The sequence below is a fragment of the Microbacterium sp. genome (assembly GCF_035556355.1).
In the GTDB taxonomy this organism is placed as follows: domain Bacteria; phylum Actinomycetota; class Actinomycetes; order Actinomycetales; family Microbacteriaceae; genus Microbacterium.
Map to the genome: position 1 here is coordinate 36,281 of NZ_DATMFG010000016.1, position 19,893 is coordinate 56,173.

At 72.7% G+C, this 19,893-nt stretch carries 17 protein-coding genes; 12 read left to right on the top strand and 5 right to left on the bottom strand.

The window, feature by feature from the left end; all coding sequences use genetic code 11:
• Positions 1-25: 25 nt before the first annotated feature.
• Complete coding sequence (locus VNR19_RS03160) at positions 26-1,024, bottom strand: Gfo/Idh/MocA family protein (RefSeq protein ID WP_325723813.1); 999 nt, start codon at positions 1,022-1,024, stop codon at positions 26-28.
• 25 nt (positions 1,025-1,049) lie between these two features.
• Positions 1,050-2,429 (bottom strand): O-acetylhomoserine aminocarboxypropyltransferase/cysteine synthase family protein, encoded by a 1,380-nt coding sequence (locus VNR19_RS03165; RefSeq protein ID WP_325723815.1) that lies wholly within the window; start codon positions 2,427-2,429, stop codon positions 1,050-1,052.
• 90 nt (positions 2,430-2,519) lie between these two features.
• Here VNR19_RS03165 and VNR19_RS03170 point away from each other — a divergent pair, with 90 nt between their 5' ends.
• Positions 2,520-3,368, top strand: coding sequence for a sulfurtransferase (locus VNR19_RS03170; RefSeq protein ID WP_325723816.1), 849 nt, complete (start codon positions 2,520-2,522; stop codon positions 3,366-3,368).
• A 5-nt stretch (positions 3,369-3,373) separates the two neighbouring features.
• Here the strand turns inward: VNR19_RS03170 and VNR19_RS03175 are convergent, their stop codons facing one another.
• Both VNR19_RS03175 and hrpA read right to left on the bottom strand, forming a co-directional pair.
• Positions 3,374-4,315 (bottom strand): quinone oxidoreductase family protein, encoded by a 942-nt coding sequence (locus VNR19_RS03175; protein WP_325723818.1) that lies wholly within the window; start codon positions 4,313-4,315, stop codon positions 3,374-3,376.
• Positions 4,316-4,325: 10 nt separating this feature from the next.
• Positions 4,326-8,321, bottom strand: coding sequence for an ATP-dependent RNA helicase HrpA (hrpA, locus tag VNR19_RS03180; RefSeq protein ID WP_325723820.1), 3,996 nt, complete (start codon positions 8,319-8,321; stop codon positions 4,326-4,328).
• 82 nt (positions 8,322-8,403) lie between these two features.
• On the opposite strand from hrpA, the gene VNR19_RS03185 reads away from it, so the two are divergent.
• Genes VNR19_RS03185 through VNR19_RS03215 form a run of 7 tightly spaced genes read left to right on the top strand, consistent with a single transcriptional unit; the run spans position 8,404 to position 14,696 of the window.
• Positions 8,404-9,192, top strand: coding sequence for a CPBP family intramembrane glutamic endopeptidase (locus tag VNR19_RS03185; RefSeq protein ID WP_325723822.1), 789 nt, complete (start codon positions 8,404-8,406; stop codon positions 9,190-9,192).
• A gap of 23 nt (positions 9,193-9,215) precedes the next feature.
• Positions 9,216-9,893 carry a hypothetical protein gene (locus VNR19_RS03190; RefSeq protein WP_325723824.1) on the top strand — a complete coding sequence of 226 codons (678 nt, stop codon included), beginning with the start codon at positions 9,216-9,218 and terminating at the stop codon, positions 9,891-9,893.
• Positions 9,890-10,186 (top strand): winged helix-turn-helix domain-containing protein, encoded by a 297-nt coding sequence (locus VNR19_RS03195; protein ID WP_325723826.1) that lies wholly within the window; start codon positions 9,890-9,892, stop codon positions 10,184-10,186. Before VNR19_RS03190 ends, VNR19_RS03195 begins: the two co-directional genes overlap by 4 nt.
• On the top strand, positions 10,183-11,109 hold the full coding sequence (locus VNR19_RS03200) for an ABC transporter ATP-binding protein (RefSeq protein WP_325723828.1): 927 nt from the start codon (positions 10,183-10,185) through the stop codon (positions 11,107-11,109). Before VNR19_RS03195 ends, VNR19_RS03200 begins: the two co-directional genes overlap by 4 nt.
• On the top strand, positions 11,106-11,882 hold the full coding sequence (locus VNR19_RS03205; RefSeq protein ID WP_325723830.1) for an ABC transporter permease: 777 nt from the start codon (positions 11,106-11,108) through the stop codon (positions 11,880-11,882). Before VNR19_RS03200 ends, VNR19_RS03205 begins: the two co-directional genes overlap by 4 nt.
• 58 nt (positions 11,883-11,940) lie before the next feature.
• Positions 11,941-12,777 carry an aldo/keto reductase gene (locus VNR19_RS03210; protein WP_325033185.1) on the top strand — a complete coding sequence of 279 codons (837 nt, stop codon included), beginning with the start codon at positions 11,941-11,943 and terminating at the stop codon, positions 12,775-12,777.
• Between the two features lie 20 nt (positions 12,778-12,797).
• Positions 12,798-14,696, top strand: coding sequence for a thioredoxin domain-containing protein (locus tag VNR19_RS03215; protein WP_325723832.1), 1,899 nt, complete (start codon positions 12,798-12,800; stop codon positions 14,694-14,696).
• Between the two features lie 150 nt (positions 14,697-14,846).
• Here VNR19_RS03215 and VNR19_RS03220 read toward each other — a convergent pair whose 3' ends face one another.
• On the bottom strand, positions 14,847-16,076 hold the full coding sequence (locus tag VNR19_RS03220; RefSeq protein ID WP_325723834.1) for a glutamyl-tRNA reductase: 1,230 nt from the start codon (positions 16,074-16,076) through the stop codon (positions 14,847-14,849).
• Between the two features lie 141 nt (positions 16,077-16,217).
• Between VNR19_RS03220 and VNR19_RS03225 the strand changes: the two genes are divergently transcribed.
• The 4 genes from VNR19_RS03225 to hemQ are packed head-to-tail and all read left to right on the top strand — an operon-like array spanning position 16,218 to position 19,813.
• Positions 16,218-16,766, top strand: coding sequence for a VOC family protein (locus tag VNR19_RS03225; RefSeq protein WP_325723836.1), 549 nt, complete (start codon positions 16,218-16,220; stop codon positions 16,764-16,766).
• A gap of 44 nt (positions 16,767-16,810) precedes the next feature.
• Positions 16,811-17,878 (top strand): uroporphyrinogen decarboxylase, encoded by a 1,068-nt coding sequence (gene hemE, locus VNR19_RS03230; protein ID WP_325723838.1) that lies wholly within the window; start codon positions 16,811-16,813, stop codon positions 17,876-17,878.
• Complete coding sequence (locus VNR19_RS03235) at positions 17,871-19,145, top strand: protoporphyrinogen/coproporphyrinogen oxidase (RefSeq protein ID WP_325723840.1); 1,275 nt, start codon at positions 17,871-17,873, stop codon at positions 19,143-19,145. The genes hemE and VNR19_RS03235 overlap by 8 nt, the downstream gene beginning before the upstream one ends.
• Entirely contained in the window at positions 19,142-19,813 is a 672-nt protein-coding gene (hemQ, locus tag VNR19_RS03240; RefSeq protein WP_325723842.1) for a hydrogen peroxide-dependent heme synthase, read from the top strand. Before VNR19_RS03235 ends, hemQ begins: the two co-directional genes overlap by 4 nt.
• Positions 19,814-19,893: the final 80 nt, after the last annotated feature.

Sequence of the window (19,893 nt, forward strand, 5' to 3'; positions counted from 1 at the left end):
TGCCAGCGGACCGCGCTCTCCGTCGCTATTCCGTCTCGCTGGGGTAGCGCACGCCGATCTGCCGGCGGATCTCGTCGAGGGCGCCCATGATCGCGATCGTCTCGTCGATCGGCAGCACATCGCTGTCGGTCCGGCCCGCCGCGACGAACCGTTCGGCGGCGAGCGCCTGGTACTGCATGCCGCGGCCCTCGACCTGCGAGACGTAGTCCTCCAGCACCGCGCCGTCGGGAGCGATGAGCCGGAACGACGTCGGGGTGTACCAGACGCGGTCGATGTCGATGCGCGCCTCGGTGCCGACGATGTGCGCCGTGTTCGGGCCCGCGGACCGCGACGCCGAGATCGAGGTGGAGATCGCGCCGTCCTCGTGCGTGAAGATCGTCGCGACCTCGGTGTCGGCGCCCGTCTCGCCGAGCCGCGCGGACGACACGATGGCGCGCGGCGCGCCGAGCACGTCCCACGCGAACGAGATCGGGTAGACGCCGAGGTCGAGGAGGGCCCCGCCGCCCAGATCGAGGGCGTTCAGGCGGTGGTTCGGATCGGTCGAGATCCGCTGCGTGTGGTCGGCGAACACGGCCCGCACGTCGCCGAGTGCGCCGGCGGCGAGCAGCTCGCGCACGCGCACCATGTGCGGCAGGTAGCGGGTCCACATCGCCTCCATCGCGAGCAGGGCGTGGTCGCGCGCGACGTCGCGCACGCGCGTCGCCTCGGCCGCGTTGATCGTGAAGGGCTTCTCGACGAGCACGTGCTTGCCGTGCTCGAGCGCGAGGATCGCGTTGTCGGCGTGCATCGGATGCGGCGTCGCGATGTACACGATGTCGACATCGACGTCTTCGACGAGCGCCTCGTACGTCTCGTGCGCGTGCGGGATCCCGTACTTCTCGGCGAACGCCTGCGCGGCGCCCGGGCGGCGGGCGCCGACGGCCCTGACGTCGAGTCCCGCTGTGCGGAGGTCGTTCGTGAACGCGTTGGCGATGCCGCCCGCGGCGAGGATGCCCCACCGCAGGCCGGAGGTCGAGTCGGTCATGACCCGAGCGTAGCGATGCGCGCGGTCACCGGGCGACGGCGGGGACGGCGGATGCGGCATCCGTCGTCGCCTCGTCCGCATCCGACCCCGTCGGCACCGCGACCGCCAGCGCGCGATCGAGATCGGCGATGATGTCGGCGGCGTCTTCGAGGCCGATCGACAGGCGCAGCGTCGTCCACGCGATGCCCGCCTCGGCGAGCTGCGCGGGGGAGAGGTGACTGTGGGTCATCGAGGCGGGGTGCGCGATGAGGCTTCGTGCGTCGCCGATGTTCGCGACGAGCCGCACGACGCGCAGGCGCTCCACGACCCGCTCGGCGAGTGCGAAGTCCTGCTCGGGGTCGCCGGTCGAGTGCAGGTCGAACGAGAAGACGGACCCCGCCCCGCGCGGGAGGTACTCGGCCGCGGCGGCCCGCCACGGGCTCGACTCGAGGCCCGGGTGGTGCACGCGCTCGACGGCGGGGTGCTGCTCGAGGAAGCGCGCGACCGCGAGCGCCGACGACGAGTGGCGCTCCATGCGCAGGTCGAGCGTCTCGAGGCCTTGCAGCAGCTGGAAGGCGTTGAACGCCGAGAGCGAGGGCCCGAGGTCGTGGACGTACTTCGTCTTGACGAGCGCGATGTACGGCGACCCGTGCGCGCCGAAGCGCTCGACGAGGCTGCCGCCGGGCGCGCGACGGTACGGCTCGGTGACCTGCGGCCATCGGGAGGGCTCTCGCGTGAAGTCGAATGTGCCGAGGTCGACGACGACGCCGCCCAGCGACGTGCCGTGGCCGCCGAGGAACTTCGTCGCCGAGTGCACGACGATGTCGGCGCCGAAGTCCTTCGCGCGCTGCAGGTACGGGGTCGCGAGTGTCGCGTCCACGACGAGGGGCACGCCGGCGTCGTGCGCGACGGCGGCGACGCGGCGCAGGTCGAGCACCTGCGCGTTCGGGTTGGTGATCGACTCCGCGAACACGGCGCGCGTCTCGGGGCGGACGGCGGCGGCCCAGGCATCCGCATCGTCTTGGTCGACGAAGGTCACGTCGATGCCCCAGTCCGCGAAGGTCTCGCCGAGCAGATCGACCGTGCCGCCGTAGAGCTGACGGGCGGCGACGATGTGCTCTCCGTGTCGGGCGAGCGCGAGCAGGGCGACGGCGACAGCGGCCTGACCGGATGCCACGCCCGCCGCCGCGATGCCGCCCTCGAGCGCGGCGACGCGCTCCTCGAGCACGAGCACGGTGGGGTTCGCGGCCCGGCTGTAGATGTCTCCGTCGCGGCGCAGCGCGAACAGCTCGCGCGCCTCGGTGAGCGACGAGAAGGCGAAGGCGTTCGACTGGTGGATCGGCGGGACGGCCGTGCTGTGGACGACACCGGGCTCGTACCCGGCCTGGACCTGAGCCGTCGCGAAGCCGCTGGAAGGCTCGGACATGCCGTCCATTCTCGCGGCGGGCGCACACGGTCTCGAAGAACGTGTCGAACTGTTGCGCCCGCGGGTCGCGAGCCCGCCCATGATGGAAGCATGCATCCCCTGATCACGGCCCGCGAGCTCGCGGCGCTGCTCGACGGCGGGCGGACCGCCCGGCTGCTCGATGTGCGCTGGCGGCTCGATCGTCCCGACGGCCGGTCCGAGTACCTCGAAGCGCACCTCCCCGGCGCGGTGTACGTCGACCTCGACCACGAGCTCGCGTCGCACGGACGCCCGGAGGACGGACGCCACCCGCTCCCGACGCGCGACGCGCTCGAGAGCGCGGCACGGAGGTGGGGGCTCCGCGCCGGCGACACGGTCGTCGCGTACGACGACGCGGGAGGGCTCGCGGCGGCGCGCGCCTGGTGGCTGCTGTCGCGCGCAGGCGTCGCCGACGTGCGAGTTCTCGACGGCGGGCTGTCGGCGTGGACGCGAGAGGGACTGCCGCTCGAGGAGGGAGACGTCGTGCCGCAGTCGGGCGACATCGTGCTGCACGACGCGACCGAGGGCATCGCCGACATCGACGACGCGGCGGCATGGCCCGGCAGAGGCGTGCTGCTCGATGTGCGGGCGGCGGAGCGCTACCGCGGCCAGGTCGAACCGCTGGACCCGATCGCGGGGCACATCCCCGGCGCGGTGAACCTCCCGATCTCGGCCCTCCTCTCCGACGGGCTGCTCCGGTCGCCGGATGAGCTGCGGGCGGCCTTCGAGGCGGCCGGCGCGACGCAGAACACGCCCGTGGCCGCGTACTGCGGCTCGGGCATCACGGCCGCGCACGCGGCCCTCGCGGGCGTGGTCGCCGGCATCGACGTGACGGTGTACCCGGGCTCGTGGAGCCAGTGGTCGAACTCGCCGGGGCGTCCGGTCGCGACGGGCGCGGAGCCCGGCGACCTCTCGGCGTAGGCGCGTCAGGGCACGAGCACGATCTTGCCGTCGGTGCCCTTCTCGAGAAGCCGGTGGGCCTGGACGGCCTCGGACAGCGGCAGCGTGGGCCCGAGCTCGACCGTGAAACGGCCCGCCGCCATGAGGGCGAGCGTCACGGGCATCGCCTCGGCGCGCCACGCGAGCTGCTGCGGGGTCATGGGCACCGGCGAGCCGCCCGAGAAGGCGCGGATGCCGCGCCCCGCCGCGTCCCGTCCGCGCACGAGCGTCGCGATGCGGTTCCTGTCCGCCACGAGCGCCTCCGACACGTCGAGCGCTTCGTCGGTGCCGGCGGCGTCGATCGCGACGGTGACGCCGTCGGGTGCCGCCTCGCGCACGCGGTCGAGGAGCCCGTCGCCGTACTCGACCGGTGTGGCGCCGAGCTCGCGCACGCGATCGGCCCGTCTCCGAGACGACGTGGCCACGACCCGTGCGCCCCACAGCACGGCGTACTGGATGACCGCCTGGCCGACCGCCCCCGACCCGGCGTGGAGGAGCAGCGTGTCGCCCTCGCCGACGGTGAGCGAGCGCAGCGTCTGGTACGCCGTCCCGACCGGCACGCCGAGCGCCGCGCCTTCGGCGGCCGACACCGCGGGCGGCCGCGGCACGACGTGCGACGCGGGCATCACGAGCTCCGTCGCATACGACCCGGGCGCGGCGAACGCGATGACGTGCTCGCCGACGCGAAGGCCCTCGACGCCCTCCCCGACCGCGGTCACGACACCCGCCGCGTCGGCACCCACGCGGCGGGGGCTCGTGATCTCGCCTGAGGCGCGCGCGCCGCTGCGCAGCTTCGCATCGATGGGATTGACCCCGGCCGCCTCGATGCGGATGGCGACCTCACCCGCCGCAGGCGGCGGCACGTCGATGTCGACCAGCGTGAGCACGTCGGGTGATCCGAACTCCGTGTAGACGATCGCCTGAGCCATACCGAAAACGCTAGCGCCGCGGCGCGCCCGCGGGGGCCGTCGTCCCGACATCGCGCAGGGCTTTCGCGATGCGCTGCGGCGAGACGGGCTCGGCCGTGCCGAGACGCTGCGCGAACAGGCTCACGCGGTACTCCTCGAGCAGCCACCGCACGTGCACGAGCCCCTGCGGGGCATCCGGCGCGGGCGGAATCGTGCCGCCCGCTTCGGTGTACAGCGCGGTCGCGCGCTCGATCTCGGTCATGCGCTGCCGGTCGCGTCCGGCGTTGTCGGCGAGGCCCTGCACGCGCTCCAGCGCACCCTGGAGGAAGCGCGGCACGTGCGCGAGGCGCGCGAGCCCCGTGCGCGACACGAACTCCGGGAACACGAGTCCGGCGAGCTGCGCCTTGACGTCGTTCAGCGCCCCGAGAAGCGTGAGCGAGTTCTGCGACCGCAGCGAGCGCTCGACCTCGCGGGCGGTCGTGAGGATGCGCGCGGTGAGCGACACCGCCGCGAACAGCTCGTCGACGACCGCCGCCGAGAACGCGTCGCGCACCCGCTCGAACTGGGCGCGCGAGCGCACGACTCCCGACGCGGTGCGCCCGATGACGGCATCCGCGACCGCGACGCGCGCGTCTTCGATGAGCGCCTTCGCGGACGGGTAGGGCGACGCCGCGAGGGCGAGCTTCTCGGCCGACGTGAGGTGCTCGAGCACGTAGGCCGTGGGGGAGGGCACCGCGAGCAGCATGAGGCGCCGAACGCCGGCATGCGTGGCCGCTTCGGCGGCCTCGGGCGTCGCCTCGATGCGCGTCGCGACAGACGCGCCTTCGTCGACGAGCGCCGGGTAGCCGCGGACGACGCCGCCCGCGACTTTGGTGTCGACGACCTCGGGGATGTCGCCGAAGGACCACTCGGCGAGTCCGGACGCCTCGGTGAAGCCGGTGCCGCCCGTCCCACCCGGACGCTGAGCGATGGAGCGAGGCGACGGAGACGAAGCGCGTGCCTCAGCTCGCTTCGCCTCGCTCGCTCCGCTCGCCCGCTCGGCGTCCGGGGAGGAGAGCGACCGGGTGAGCGACGTCGCCACGGCGCCGCGCGCCTTCCCCGCGAGCCGCTGCTGCAGCGCCGTCAGGTCGCGATCCGACCCGGCAGCGCGCCCTCGCTCGTCGACGGCGCGGAACGACATGCGCAGGTGAGCGGGGACGCGTTCGAGGTCGAAGTCGTCCGCGGTCACGGGCTGGTTCGCGATGCGCTGGATGCGGGCCGCGAGCGCGTCGCGCAGCGTCGTCGGCGGGAGTCCGTCGTGCGACTCGGGCCCCTGACCCTCGAGCTCCTCCGAGAATCGTGCCGCCCAGTCCGCAGCCGGGACGACGTGCCGACGGATCGCCTTCGGCAGCGACCGGATGAGCGCGGCGATGAGCTCGTCGCGCATGCCCGGCACCTGCCAGTCGAAGCCGTCGGGCCGCAGCTGCGCGAGCAGCGCGAGCGGCACGACGACCGTGACGCCGTCGTCGGGTGCGCCGGGCTCGAAGCGGTACGCGAGCGACAGCACCTGGTCACCCTGCCGCCAGCGCGCGGGGAAGTCGCGCTCGTCGGACCGCGCCGCCTCGTCGAGCAGGTCGGATTCGCTCATGTCGAGAAGGCGCGGCGTGCGGACCGACGTCTCCTTCCACCACGCCGCGAACGATCGCGCATCGAAGACGTCGCGCGGAATCCGCGCGTCGTAGAACGCGAACACGGCCTCGTCGCCCGCGAGGATGTCGCGGCGCCGTTCGCGCTCCTCGACCTTCTCGAGTCGGCGGCGCAGCTCGAGGTTGCGGCGCTCGAACGCGGTGAGCTTCTTGTCGCCGCCGAGGAACGCCGACGAGTCCCACTCGCGCTCGACGAGCGCGTGCCGCACGAAGAGCTCGCGGGCGAGGGGGCGGTCGAAGCGCGCGAGCTGGACACGTCGTCGCGGCACGATCTCGACGCCGAAGAGTGTGACCTTCTCATACGCGGATGCCGCGCCCGCCGTCTTCGACCAGTGCGGTTCGCTCAGCTGCCGTCGAGCGAGGTCACCCGCGAGATCCTCGGCCCACGCGGGGTCGATCGCGGCCACCGTGCGGGCGAACAGCCGTGATGTCTCGACGAGCTCCGCCGCCATCACCGCCGACGGGCTCTTCTTGCGCAGCGCAGATCCGGGGAAGATCGCGAAGCGAGCACCGCGCGCACCGACGTACTCGCCCCGCCCCGGGCGTCCGCCGCCCGGACCGCGCCGGTCCTTGGGCGGGTTGAGCGTGCGCGCGTCGAGGATGCCGATGTGCGACAGCAGGCCCGACAGGATCGCGCGGTGGATCGCGTCGGGGTCGGCGACGCCGTCGTCTCCCGTGCGCGGTGCCCGCAGGAGGCTGCTGAGCTGGCGGTGCACGTCGACCCATTCCCGGACGCGCACATAGTTGAGGTGCTCCGAGCGACACAGCCGCCGGAATGCGCTCGAGCCGAGCGACGCCTGCTGCTCCTGCAGGTGGTTCCACAGATTCAGGAGCGTGAGGAAGTCGCTCGTCGGGTCGACGAAGCGCGCGTGCATCCGGTCCGCTTCGTCGCGGCGCTCTTCGGGATGCTCGCGCACGTCCTGGATCGACATGCCCGCGACGATCGCGAGCACGTCGCGCAGCACCCCCGTGCGACGTGCCTCGAGGAGCATGCGGGCGAAGCGCGGATCGATCGGCAGTCGCGCGAGCTCGCGACCGAGGTCGGTCAGGCGCGGGCCGGATGCCTCGCCGTCGCGTGACGGGGCGCGCGGCATCCGCACCGCCCCCAGTTCCACGAGCAGGTCGAACGCCGCCTTGACGCCGCGGGAGTCGGGCGGGGTGAGGAACGGGAACGACGAGATGTCGCCGAACCCCAGCGCGAGCATCTGGAGGATGACGCTCGCGAGGCTCGTGCGCAGGATCTCCGGCTCGGTGAACTCGGGCCGGCGCTGGAAGTCCTCCTCGGAGTACAGCCGGATCGCGATGCCCGGGGCCGTGCGGCCCGCGCGCCCGGAGCGCTGCTGCGCCGACGCCTGCGAGATCGCCTCGATGGGCAGCCGTTGGACCTTGCTGCGGTTGCTGTAGCGCGAGATGCGCGCGGTGCCGGTGTCGACGACGTAGCGGATGCCGGGGACCGTGAGGCTCGTCTCGGCGACGTTCGTCGCGAGGATGACCCGCCGGCGCACACCCGCGACCGTCGAGGGCTCGAACACGCGGTGCTGCTCGGCCGAGCTCAGGCGGCCGAAGAGGGGCAGGACCTCGGTGGGGGCGGCGTCACGCGCATACATGCCGCGAACGGCATCCATCGCGTCGCGGATCTCGGCCTCGCCCGGCAGGAACACGAGGACATCGCCCGCCGGCTCGCGGTCGAGCTCGCGCAGTGCGGCGACGATGCCGTCGACGTCGTCGTCGGCATCGTGCGGGCGGTACCGGATCTCGACGGGGTAGGTGCGGCCGGACACCTCGATGATGGGGGCGGGCGCGCCGTCGCGCTGCGCGAAGTGCTTCGCGAAGCTCTCGGGGTCGATCGTCGCGCTCGTGATGATGACCTTGAGGTCGGGGCGCTTCGGCAGGATGCGCGTGAGGTAGCCGAGCAGGAAGTCGACGTTGAGCGACCGCTCATGCGCTTCGTCGACGATGATCGTGTCGTACCGGCGCAGCAGCCGGTCGCGATGGATCTCGTTGAGGAGGATCCCGTCGGTCATGAGCGCGATGGTCGTGTCGGGGGAGACCTTGTCGGTGAAGCGCACCTTGTAGCCGACCGCCGAGCCGAGAGGGACCTGCAGCTCCTCCGCGACGCGCTCGGCGATCGTGCGCGCGGCGATGCGCCGTGGCTGCGTGTGCGCGATGCTCGTGCGGCCGAGTTCGAGGCAGATCTTCGGCAGCTGCGTCGTCTTCCCCGAACCCGTCGCGCCCGCGACGATCACGACCTGGTGGTCGCGGATGGCGCGCGCGATCTCGTCCCGCGCGGCGCTGACGGGCAGCTCCGGCGGGTAGGAGATGACGGGGGAGGGCGCAGACACAGCCCTCCATCGTACGACGGGGACCGGTAGGGGTCGCCGCTGTGCGTTGACACGCAGAGTGGTTTGCGTTACAAAGTAGTTCATGACCGATCAGACGCAGATCCGGCGAGACGTCGAGGTGTCGCCCTCCGCCGCGAAGGCGACCGGGCTGCTCGTCGGCCGCGTGGCGCTCGTGGGCGCGGCATCCGTCGCCGTGTGGCTCGTGTTCGTGCCGACCGGCGCGACCGCCTTCCCGCCCTCGCCCCTGTTCGGCGCGCTCGCGATGCTGCCCGTCAACCTCATGTGCCTGTGGTGGGTGCGGCGACTCGTGCACGGAGAGGGGCGTCGGCTGAACGACCTCATCGGGTACTCGCGCGCACGCCTCGGCCGCGACGTGCTGTGGGGGCTGCTCTGGCTCGTGGTGCTCTACGTGCCCTTCGTGCTCACGATCATGGGCGTGATGGCGCTGCAGTACGGCAGTGCGATGTTCGGGGCCTTCGAGACGGTCTTCTTCGACCCGGCATCCGTGCCCGATCTGCCGCAGGCGCTGATGGCGACCCTCGCCGTCGTCGCGGTGCTCACGTTCGCGCCGCTCAACGCCCCCGTCGAGGAGCTCGTCTACCGCGGCTACGGCCAGCAGGGACTCACCGAGCGCATGCCGGTCGCACTCGCGATCGGGGCCTCGGCGGCGATCTTCGGACTGCAGCACGTCTTCTACGCGCCGACCCCCGCGGCGGCTCTCGTCTACGCGTGCGCGTTCTTCGTGTGGGGCATCGGGTCGGGCATCATCGCCCATCGCCAGGGGCGCCTCATGCCGATCATCGTCGCCCACTTCATCGTGAACCTCTTCAGCACCGCTCCGGCGCTCGCGATCGTGTGGCTGCCGCAATGACCGAAACGGGAAAGGAACCGTCGATGACACCCGATGAACCGGCCGACGAGGGCCTCGACGCGGCCATGGATCCGGCGGCCGCGCTCGAACTGCTCACGAACGAGCAGAACCGGATGCAGCGCCGCATGGCCGCGGGGCTCCCCGTGATCCTCGGGGCGTGGGGAATCGCGTGGAGCGTCGGCTTCACGATGCTGTGGCTGATCGACGGGCTTGCGCCGGGATTCCGGATGCCGCTGGCGATCGCCGTCGCCGCGTTCATCGTGCTCATGGCGGGGGCGGTCGTCGTGAGCGCCGTCGCGGGCGCGCGCATGGGGCGCGGCATCCGTGCCGGTGCCTCGGCGGCCTGGACGGGAGCCGTCTTCGGCCTCACGTGGCCGATCGGATTCGTCGCGATCTTCGTGCTCGGCAGCGCACTGCTGTCGGCGGGCATGAGCCGCGAGGTGGCGAACATCTACTACCCGACGGCGTCGGTGATGTTCGTCGGCATCATGTACTTCATCGCAGGCGGGGTATGGCAGAACTGGGGCTCGATCGTCATGGGCGGATGGATCGTGCTCGTCGCGTGCGTCGCGCCGTTCTTCGGGTACCCCACGCACTACCTCGTGTTCGCGGTCGCCGGAGGCGGGGTGTTCCTCGTCGCGACGGTCGTGACCGCGATCTGGGCGTACGGCAGGCGAGACTCCGGGACGGGGCGCCGATGACCGATCTCGACCCCGTCATCCACGCGCAGGGGCGACTGCGGATCACCGCGGCACTCGCCACGCTCGACCCCGACGAGAGCATCTCGTTCCCGCGGCTCCAGGAGCTGCTCGGGATGACAGCGGGCAACCTCTCGACCCACCTGCGCAAGCTCGAGGACGCCGGCTACGTCGACGTCGCGAAGAGCTTCAGAGGTCGCACACCCGTGACCTACCTCTCCCTCACAAAAGCAGGGCGCCGTGCGTTCGAGGACTACACGGAGACCCTGCGCTCATTCCTCGGAGGCGTTTCATGAGCTCCACCTCTCTCGCACGCTTCGACCGCGTGACGCGCCGCTTCGGCGACCTCGTCGCCGTCGACGACGTGACCCTCGACATCGAGCCCGGGGCCATCCTCGGGCTGCTCGGACCGAACGGGGCCGGCAAGACGACGCTGCTCTCGATGCTCCAAGGGCTGCGCCGCCCGACGTCCGGCACCGTGACGCTCTTCGGCGGCGACCCGCGCGATGCGCGCTCGCGCCGATACCTCGGCACCACCCCGCAGGAGACGGCTCTGCCCGAGACGCTGCGGGTCGGCGAGGTCATCGACTACGTCGGCGGGCACTTCGCCGACCGGATCGGGACGGATGCGCTCGCCGAGGAGTTCGGGCTCACCGACCTCCTGCGCCGCCAGAGCGGCTCGCTGTCGGGCGGGCAGAAGCGCCGGCTCGCCGTCGCGCTCGCGTTCGTCGGTCGACCGCGACTCGTGCTGCTCGACGAGCCGACGACGGGACTCGACGTCGACGCACGGCGCGTCCTGTGGGACGCGATCCGGCACCAGCACGAGCTCGGCGCGACCGTCGTCGTCACGAGCCACTACCTCGAGGAGATCGAGGCGCTCGCGCAGCGCGTGATCGTGCTCGGCGAGGGTCGCGTTCTCGCCGACGACTCCGTCGCGCGCATCGTCGCCCAGGTCGGCGTGAGCCAGGTGCGGCTCGAGACCGACGAGCCCGAGGCCCTCGACACGATGGCCGGCGTCGTGCGCCGCGAGAGCGCCGACGGCGTCCAGCTCCTCACGGTGGCCGACTCGGACGCGTTCGTGCGCGCGCTCGTCGGCTCCGGCATCCGGTTCCGCAATCTGGGTGTGCGCGGCGCGACCCTCGAGGAGGCGTTCCTCGCACTGACCGCGCACCGTCCTGCGGACGAACTCGTCTCAGCCGTTGGAAAGGAACACCGATGAGCACCCTCGCTCAGACCGGTCCGTCGCTCGCGCGCCTGACGCTGCTGCACACCCGGTATCAGTTCATCGAGACGATCCGCGTGCCGATGGCGGTCATCGGAACGCTCGTCTTCCCCGCGCTCGCACTCGTGTTCTTCGTCGTGCCCCAGCGGGCCGTCGCGGAGAACCCCGTGTACGCGACGCAGGCCGTCATCTCGCTGGCGGTGTTCGCCGTCATGGTGAACGCCCTCTTCGGCTTCGGCCTCGCGATCGCGGAGAGTCGCGGCAAGCCGTGGGATCCGTACCTGCGCACGCTCCCCGCGCCGGGCCTGGCCCGCGTGCTCGCGCTGATGCTGTCGACGGGCACGCTCGGACTCCTCGCGGTGATCCCGGTGATCGCCGTCGGCGGGCTGCTGACGGCGGCCGAGGCGTCGCCCGCGCGGATCGTCGCGGGGTTCATCGCGCTCGCGATCGCCGCGATCCCGTTCATGCTGATCGGCATCGCGATCGGGTACGCGATGTCGTTCACGGTGGCGATGGCCGTCATCCAGATCGCGATGTTCGCGCTCGCGTTCATCGGCGGGCTCTTCCTGCCCCCGCTCCTGTTCCCGGAGTGGCTCGACGTCATCTCGAGGTTCACCCCGGCGCGGCAGGCGCGCGAGCTGGTCATCTGGGCGGTCGAGGGCGGCACGCTCCAGTGGTGGGTGTGGGTCGGCATCATCGCGTGGACCGCGGTCTCGCTCGCGCTCGCCCTCGTGCTGTTCCGGCGCGACGAAGGGCGTCGCTACCACTGAGTCGGATGTTGCGAGCGGGCCGGTCCGCGAAGGGCCGGCCCGCTCGTAGGCTTGTGGCATGACGATCCCCAGCGTGACCCTCAACGACGGCAATCTCATTCCCCAGCTCGGCTACGGGGTGTTCCGTGTTCCGCCCGCCGACACGGAGCGCGCCGTCAGCGAGGCCCTCGAGCTCGGCTACCGCCACATCGACACCGCCGCGATCTACGGCAACGAGGAGGGCGTCGGCGCCGCGATCGCCGCGAGCGGCATCGCGCGCGACGAGCTGTTCGTCACGACGAAGCTCTGGAACGACCGCCACGACGGCGACGAGCCGAACAAGGCGATCGCCGAGAGCCTCGAGAAGCTCGGCCTCGACTTCGTCGACCTGTACCTCGTGCACTGGCCGACCCCCGCCGCCGACAACTACGTGCACGCATGGCAGAAGCTCATCGAGCTGCGCGACGCGGGCCTCACGCGCAGCATCGGCGTCTCGAACCACCTCGTGCCCCACCTCGAGCGCATCGTCGCCGAGACCGGCGTCGTCCCCGCGGTCGACCAGATCGAGCTGCACCCCGCCTACCAGCAGCGCGACGTGACGACGTGGGCGGCCGAGCACGACGTGAAGATCGAATCGTGGGGGCCGCTCGGTCAGGGCAAGTACGACCTCTTCGGCGCCGCTCCCGTCGCGGCCGCCGCGATGGACCACGGCAAGACCCCCGCGCAGGTCGTCATCCGCTGGCACCTGCAGAAGGGCTACATCGTCTTCCCGAAGTCGGTGCGCCGCGAGCGCCTCGCCGAGAACCTCGACGTGTTCGACTTCGAGCTCACGGCGCCGCAGATGGCCGCGATCGACGCGATGGACCCGGGCGACGGCTCGGGTCGCGTGAGCGCCCACCCCGACGAGGTGAACTGACCCGAGGGTAGCCTGGGGCTGTGCCCCCAGGGACGGATGCTCCGGACCGAGGCGATTCGGGAGTCTCCCGCCTCGCCGCCTCGACGAGCCCGTACCTGAGGGCACATGCCGGCAATCCCGTCGCCTGGTACCCGTGGGGCGACGCCGCGTTCGCCGAGGCGGCGCGCCGCGGCGTGCCCGTGCTCGTGTCGATCGGCTACTCGACCTGCCATTGGTGCCACGTCATGGCGCGCGAGTCGTTCGAGGACCCCGAGCTCGCCGCCGTCCTCAACGACGGCTTCGTGAGCATCAAGGTCGATCGCGAAGAGCACCCGGAGGTCGACGCGGCGTACATGGCCGCGGCATCCGCCTTCAGCCGGAACCTCGGGTGGCCCCTCACCGTCTTCACGACGCCGACCGGCCGCCCGTTCTTCGCGGGCACGTACTTCCCGCCCGAGCCGCGTGTCGGGCTGCCGTCGTTCCGCCAGGTGCTCGACGCCGTGCGCGAGGCGTGGCTGATGCGCCGCGGCGAGGTCGAGCAGACGGGTGCGGCGATCGTCCAGGCGCTCGCGGTCGCTCGCGAACCGGAGACACCGGACGGCGCCGCGGTCCCGACCGCGGACGAGCTCGCGCGCGCCGCCCGCGCGCTCGCCGACCAGGAGGACCCGGAGTACGGCGGCTTCGGCGGCGGCAACCCGGCGGCTCCGAAGTTCCCCGTCGCGACGGCGCTTCGGTTCCTGCAGACTCCGCTTGTGCGAGAGGCGGCGGGCGGGGCATCCGCCGTGGCCGACCGCGCGCTCGCGGCGATGGCGGCGTCGGAGCTGCGCGACCCCGTCGAAGGCGGGTTCTTCCGGTATGCGACGCGCCGCGACTGGACTGTGCCGCACTACGAGCGCATGCTCACCGACAACGCGCAGCTGCTCGACGTCGCGCTCGACGCGGGCGACGATGAGACGGCGCGCGGCGTCGCGGGCTTCCTCATCGGCGTGCTGCAGCAGCCGTCGGGGGGCTTCGGCGCAGCCCAGGACTCGGAGTCGTGGATCGACGGCGCGCGCAGCGAGGGCGGCTACTACGCGCGCGACGCCGCGGGACGGACAGAGCTCGAGCCGCCGGCCGTCGACGGCAAGGTCGTCACCGGGTGGAACGGTCTCGCGATCGCGGCGCTCGCCCGGGCGGGATCGCGGCTCGGCGAGCCCGCGTGGATCGAGGCCGCACGGTGGGCGGCCGACGCCGTGCTCACGACGAACGTCGACGCGGACGGCCGCCTCGTGCGCGCCTCGCTCGACGAGATTCCGTCGCGCGCGCCGGCGACGCTCGCAGACTACGGCCAGTTCGCGGGGGGACTCCTTGCGCTCGCGGCGGCGACCGGCGACGTCGTGTACGCCGTGCGGGCGCGCGACGTCGTCGCGGCGTGCGTCGAGGAGGATCGGATGCCGCGCCCTCCGACCGGCGGAGACCCCGTGCTCTCGGCACAGGGCGTCGAGGCACCCGCCGAGGCGAGCGACGGCGACGAGCCGTCGGGCCCGGCGTCGATCGCGCTCGCAGCGCTCGACCTGTGGCGGCTCGGTGCGGGGGAGCGGTGGCGCAGGGTCGCGGAGCGGATCGTCGCCGCGCACGCGCCGAGGGCGCTGGCTCAGCCGCTCGCGCACGGAGCCCTGGTGCGCGCCGCCACCGGGCTCGTCGAGGCGCCGCGGCAGTTGGTCATCGTCGCCGAGAGCGTCGACGATCCGCTGGCGGACGCGGGACGCGGCATCCGCGCCGACGTCTTCGCGATCGTGACGCCTGCGCAATCCGAGGCGTTCGCGAGCGCCGGGTTCGAGCTGTTCGAGGGCAAGGCCGCGCTCGACGGCAGGGCGACGGCCTACGACTGCGCGGACTTCGCGTGCCGCCTCCCGGTGACGGATGCCGCGGAGCTCGTGTCTTCGGCTTCCGGTCGCTGAGCGAGCCAACCCCCGGGCGCTGAGCGAGCGAAACGAGACGAAGCGCGCCACGGACGTGCGCGTTTCGTCTCAGGCGTGCGCGCCCTCGCTGAGCGTCCGGGGAGGGAGGACCGTGCGCTTGCTCGGCGTCCGGGTGGCGAGGGCTCGACGTCAGCCGATCGCGCGCAGCCCGCCGCGCTCTTCGCGGTCGACGCGGATGCCGAACACCAGCTCGATCGCGCGCTCGAACTCGTCGAGCCGGCCCTCGGCCGCCGCCTCGCGCGCCCGTACCGACGGCGTATGCGAGAGCACGCCGGCGAGGTGCCGCAGGGCGGCCTCGGTGCGTCCGTCGTCGTCGCCGCGAAGCCGGCCGAGCTCTGCCTCGAGGGCCGCCTGGATGTGCGATCGCACCGCGACGACCGCGGCGGCCGCGTCGCGCTGCGCCGTGAACGACGCCGCTGCCGAGCCGACGACCTCGTGCGCCCCGTGGCCGAGCTCGGGCACGGATGCGTGCTTGCCGAGCAGCTCGAGGTCGACGAGGGTGGCGCCGTCGATGTCGGCGACGGCCGGATCGACGTTCCGCGGCAGGCCGAGGTCCACGATGATGCGTTCGCGATCCGACGGGACGTCGTCGGCGGTCACGGTGTAGCGCGCCGTGCACGTGATGACGACGTCGGCTTCGCGGATGCCGCGCCGCAGATCGCTCTCGGCGCGCACGCCGTACTTCGCGGCGAACTTCTGCGCGCGGCCCGTGGCCGAGTACACGCGCACGTCGCCCGCCGCGCGCGCCTGCAGCGCGGCGATCGTGGTGGCCGCATAGCTTCCGGTGCCGACGAGCAGCACGGCGGTGTCGCTCCAGTCGGTGATGCGCGACGCGACGAGGTCGAGAGCGAGACGCGCGAGCGAGCGGCCCTCGCCGACGAGGTTCGCCCGCGCGCGCACTTCGCGCGATGCGTGGGCGGCGCGCTGGAACGCCTGTTCGAGCAGCGGGCTCGTGACCCCGGCGTCGCGGGCCGAGCGCAGCGCGCGCTGCACCTGTCCGCTGATCTCCTCCTCGCCGACGACCATCGACTCGAGACCCGAGCTCACCGCGAAGAGGTGACGCACGACGTCGTCGCCGCTGAGCGTCACGGCGGAACGGCGCAGCGCCTCGGCATCCGCGCCGACGCGAGCCTCGAGCAGCTCGAGCACGGCCTCGTGCGCGAGTGCCGCGGCACCTGTCACCGGCTCATCGAGCTCGAGATACGCCTCGAATCGGTTGCACGTGGAGAGCACGACGGCGCCGCGCACGAAGTCGTGCGCGGCGAGAACGTCGGGCCCGGCAGCATCCGCCGCCTGCGAGATCCGCTCGAGGACCTCGAAGTCGGTGTTCCGGTGATTCGCCGTGAGGCAGAAAAGCACGCCGCGAGTTTACCCGCCCCGTCCAGGGCGGGCGGAATCCGCGCGGCGGTGTCGCTGTCGCCGCGGCGATTCCCCGCACACGACGAGGACAGGCGAAGTCCTGGACCGGTCGTACCGTGAGCCGTGCCGAAAGGAGCCGCCATGGCCACCACCTCTTCCTCTTCCGCTCGAGCCCACGTGCCCGCCGGGTACACCGCGGTCGCACCGTGGGTCGTCACCGACGACACCGGCGCGCTGCTCGAGTTCATCGCGTACACCTTCGACGGCGAAGAGCTCGCGCGCGTGCGCACCGAGGACGGCTCGATCGGCCACGGTGAGATCCGCGTGGGCGACACCGTGGTGCTCGCGTTCGATCGTCGCCCGGACTGGCCGGTGATGCCGAGCCTTCTGCGCGTGTGGGTGGCGGATGCGGATGCCGCGGTCGCGCGCGCCGTCGAACGCGGCGCCGCGGTTGTCACGGACGTGGGGACGAACGCATTCGGGCAGCGCGGGGGGCGCGTGCGAGACCCGTTCGGCAACATCTGGTGGGTGACCGCCCATGTGGAGGACGTCCCCGAAGAGGTGATGTGGCAGCGGCTCCAGGAGCAGGAATACGCGGAGAACATGCGGTACGCGCAGGAGTCCCTCGACATGGCTCTGCGGGGCGGCGGGGCGGGCTGGAGCAGCGCTCCTGTGCAGGCCGGGTCCTGAACCGCACGCCGGGTGCTCCCAGACACGCGAACTAGCCTGGACGGGTGACGTTCGCCACCGCCGCCCTCCCCGCAGACCACCCGCTCACCGACGGACGAACCGCCGAATCGCCTCTCTTGCGCGCTGCACGCGGCGATCGCCCGGCGATCCCGCCCGTGTGGTTCATGCGGCAGGCGGGACGCTCCCTTCCTGAGTACCGAGAGAGCCGCGCGGGCACCGAGATGCTCGACGCGTGCCTCGACCCGGCGCTCGCCGCCGAGATCACGCTGCAGCCCGTGCGCCGTCACGGCGTCGACGCAGCGGTGTTCTTCAGCGACATCGTCGTGCCGGTCCTGCTTGCCGGAGTCGGCGTGAAGATCGTGCCCGGGCGCGGTCCCGTGCTCGACGAGCCGGTGCGGACGGCATCCGATGTCCTGAAGCTCCGTCCGATCGACCCGGCGGCACTCGACCCGATCCGCGAGGCGGTGCGCATCGTCGTCGGCGAACTGGGCAGCACGCCCCTCGTGGGCTTCGGCGGCGCCCCCTACACGCTCGCGAGCTACCTCGTCGAAGGCGGTCCGTCGAAGGAGCAGCTGCGTACGCGCGCCCTCATGCGCACCGACCCGCACACGTGGGCGACGCTCCTCAACTGGTGCGCCGACGTGACGGGCGCATTCCTGCGCGCGCAGGTCGAGGCCGGTGCGAGCGTCGTGCAGCTGTTCGATTCGTGGGCGGGATCGCTGTCGCGCAGCGACTACCAGCGGCGCGTCTCGCCGCACTCGCGCCGCGCGTTCGACGCGCTCCGCGGGCTCGACGTGCCGCGCATCCACTTCGGCCTCGGCATGGGCGAGATGCTCGACCTGCTGCCCGGGATCGGCGCGGACGTCGTCGGCATCGACTGGCGACTGCCGCTCGACGTCGCGAACGAGCGGCTCGGCGGCCGCGTCCCCCTCCAGGGCAACATCGACCCGGCGCTGCTGCAGGCGCCCTGGCCCGTGCTCGCGGCGCACGTCGAGGACGTCATCGATCGCGGTGCGGCGGCACCCGCGCACATCGTGAACCTCGGCCACGGCGTGCCGCCCGAGACCGACCCGACGGTGCTCACGCGCATCGTGGAGTTCGTGCATGCCTGACGACGTCCTCGTCGTCGGCGGGGGAGTCGGCGGGCTCGTGCTCGCGCGCCGCCTCGCCCTCGCCGGCAGACACGTCGTCGTGCTCGAGCGGTCTGACCGCTTCGGCGGCCAGGTCGCGCGGCAGACGGTCGCGGGCGTGCCGCTCGACGCGGCCGCCGAGTCGTTCGCGACGCGGGGCGGCACGATGGCGGCGCTCCTGGCCGAACTGGGTCTCGTCGACGACATCGAGACCCCGTTGCCCAAGCCCGCGTGGCTGCACCGGGCCGACGGGTCTGCGGTGCCGCTGCCCGCGACGGGAGTGCTCGGCATCCCGGGCGATCCGGCGGCCTCCGATGTCGTGCGCGCGATCGGCCGCCGCGCGGCGTTGCGCGCGCGATTCGACGCGCTCCTGCCGGCACGCGTGGGGGCGGATGCCCCGTCCCTGGGCGAGCTCGTCCGCCGACGCATGGGCCGGGGAGTCGTCGAGGGCCTCGTGGCACCGGTCGTCCGCGGCGTTCACTCGAGCGACCCCTACTCCCTCCCGGTCGGGACCGCGTCGCCGCGTCTGCGCGACGAGCTGCGCGCGGCGGGTTCCCTCGCGGCGGCGGTGCAGCGCATCCGCGCCGCGGCACCCGCGGGATCGCAGGTCGCCGGCATCCGCGGCGGCATGTTCCGGCTCGTCGACGCGCTCGTGGCCGAGTGCGAGCGACTGGGCGTGCGGCTCGAGACCGGCGCCGAAGCAGACGACATCACCCCCGACGCGGTCACCGTGAACGGACGACGCCGCGCGGGCGAGGTCGTCCGTGCGGCGCCTCCGACCCGGGCCCCCGCCGGCCGGCGCGTCACGCTCGCGACGCTCGTGGTCGAGGCATCCGGTCTCGATCCAGCCCCCCGCGGTACGGGCGTCCTCGTGGCGGCCGGTGCTCCCGACGTCTCGGCGCGCGCGCTCACGCACGTCTCGGCGAAGTGGGCATCGGTCGGCGCGCGCCTTCCGGGACTGCATGCGCTGCGGCTCTCGTACGACGGCGATGTCCCCGACGCGATCGAGCAGGCGACTGCGGATGCCGAGACGCTCACGGGTGCGCGCATCGATCGCGTCGTCGACGCGACGTGCGCGGTGTGGCAGCGGCGGCCGGGGGGCGCATGGGCCGACACCCCCGAGCCCGCGGTCGGGGAGGGGCCCGCAGGCACGGGGCTGGCGGCGGTCGTCGCCCATGCGGAGCGGGTCGCCGCGCGACTGGGCGCGGATTCGCCGGAACCCGCATCCGGGGGGAGGATGGAACGGTGACCGACACCGCCCCCGCCGTCGAACCCCGGTACTACACGCTGTTCGCCGTCCTCCGCCGCGACCCGCACCCCGCCGACGCCCCGCTCGGCGCACCTCCGATCGAGGACGCGTCGGCCGAGGTGGGCGACTCCCTGCGCGGCGTGTACGACGTGTCGGGGCTCCGCGCCGACGCCGACGTGCTGCTGTGGCTCACCGGTCACTCGGCCGAGGAGCTGCAGAGCCGCCTTCGCACGCTCCGGCGCAGCCGCGAGCTCGCGCCGCTTCTGCCGACCTGGAACGCGATGGGCGTGCACCGCGATGCGGAGTTCAGCCGCGACCACGCGCCCGCGTTCTCGCGGGGCCTCGCGCCGAAGGACTGGCTCACGGTGTACCCGTTCGTGCGCAGTTACGAGTGGTACCTCCTGCCGCCCGAGGAGCGGGGGCGGATGCTGGGCGACCACGGCCGCAAGGGCCGCGAGTTCCCGCAGGTGCAGAGCAACACCGTCGCCAGCTTCGCGCTCGGCGACTACGAGTGGCTCCTCGCTCTCGAGGCCGATGACCCGACCGACCTCGTCGACCTCATGCGCCACCTGCGCGCGACGGATGCCCGACTGCACGTGCGCGAAGAGGTGCCGTTCTTCACCGGGCGCCGCATCGCGCCGTCCGAAGTGCGCGAGGTGATCGAGTGACAGCCGTGCGTGTCCTTTCTGTCGTCGAGATTGCGCGAACGACGAACACCGGACCGCGCCGCCGGTGTTTCGCGCGATCT

What these genes read in the sequence shown, in the direction of transcription:
- VNR19_RS03160 (WP_325723813.1), bottom strand. Translation starts at nt 1,024, where the DNA reads ATGACCGACTCGACCTCCGGCCTGCGGTGGGGCATCCTCGCCGCGGGC.
- VNR19_RS03165 (WP_325723815.1), bottom strand. Translation starts at nt 2,429, where the DNA reads ATGTCCGAGCCTTCCAGCGGCTTCGCGACGGCTCAGGTCCAGGCCGGG.
- VNR19_RS03170 (WP_325723816.1), top strand. Translation starts at nt 2,520, where the DNA reads ATGCATCCCCTGATCACGGCCCGCGAGCTCGCGGCGCTGCTCGACGGC.
- VNR19_RS03175 (WP_325723818.1), bottom strand. Translation starts at nt 4,315, where the DNA reads ATGGCTCAGGCGATCGTCTACACGGAGTTCGGATCACCCGACGTGCTC.
- VNR19_RS03185 (WP_325723822.1), top strand. Translation starts at nt 8,404, where the DNA reads ATGACCGATCAGACGCAGATCCGGCGAGACGTCGAGGTGTCGCCCTCC.
- VNR19_RS03190 (WP_325723824.1), top strand. Translation starts at nt 9,216, where the DNA reads ATGACACCCGATGAACCGGCCGACGAGGGCCTCGACGCGGCCATGGAT.
- VNR19_RS03195 (WP_325723826.1), top strand. Translation starts at nt 9,890, where the DNA reads ATGACCGATCTCGACCCCGTCATCCACGCGCAGGGGCGACTGCGGATC.
- VNR19_RS03200 (WP_325723828.1), top strand. Translation starts at nt 10,183, where the DNA reads ATGAGCTCCACCTCTCTCGCACGCTTCGACCGCGTGACGCGCCGCTTC.
- VNR19_RS03205 (WP_325723830.1), top strand. Translation starts at nt 11,106, where the DNA reads ATGAGCACCCTCGCTCAGACCGGTCCGTCGCTCGCGCGCCTGACGCTG.
- VNR19_RS03210 (WP_325033185.1), top strand. Translation starts at nt 11,941, where the DNA reads ATGACGATCCCCAGCGTGACCCTCAACGACGGCAATCTCATTCCCCAG.
- VNR19_RS03225 (WP_325723836.1), top strand. Translation starts at nt 16,218, where the DNA reads ATGGCCACCACCTCTTCCTCTTCCGCTCGAGCCCACGTGCCCGCCGGG.
- VNR19_RS03235 (WP_325723840.1), top strand. Translation starts at nt 17,871, where the DNA reads ATGCCTGACGACGTCCTCGTCGTCGGCGGGGGAGTCGGCGGGCTCGTG.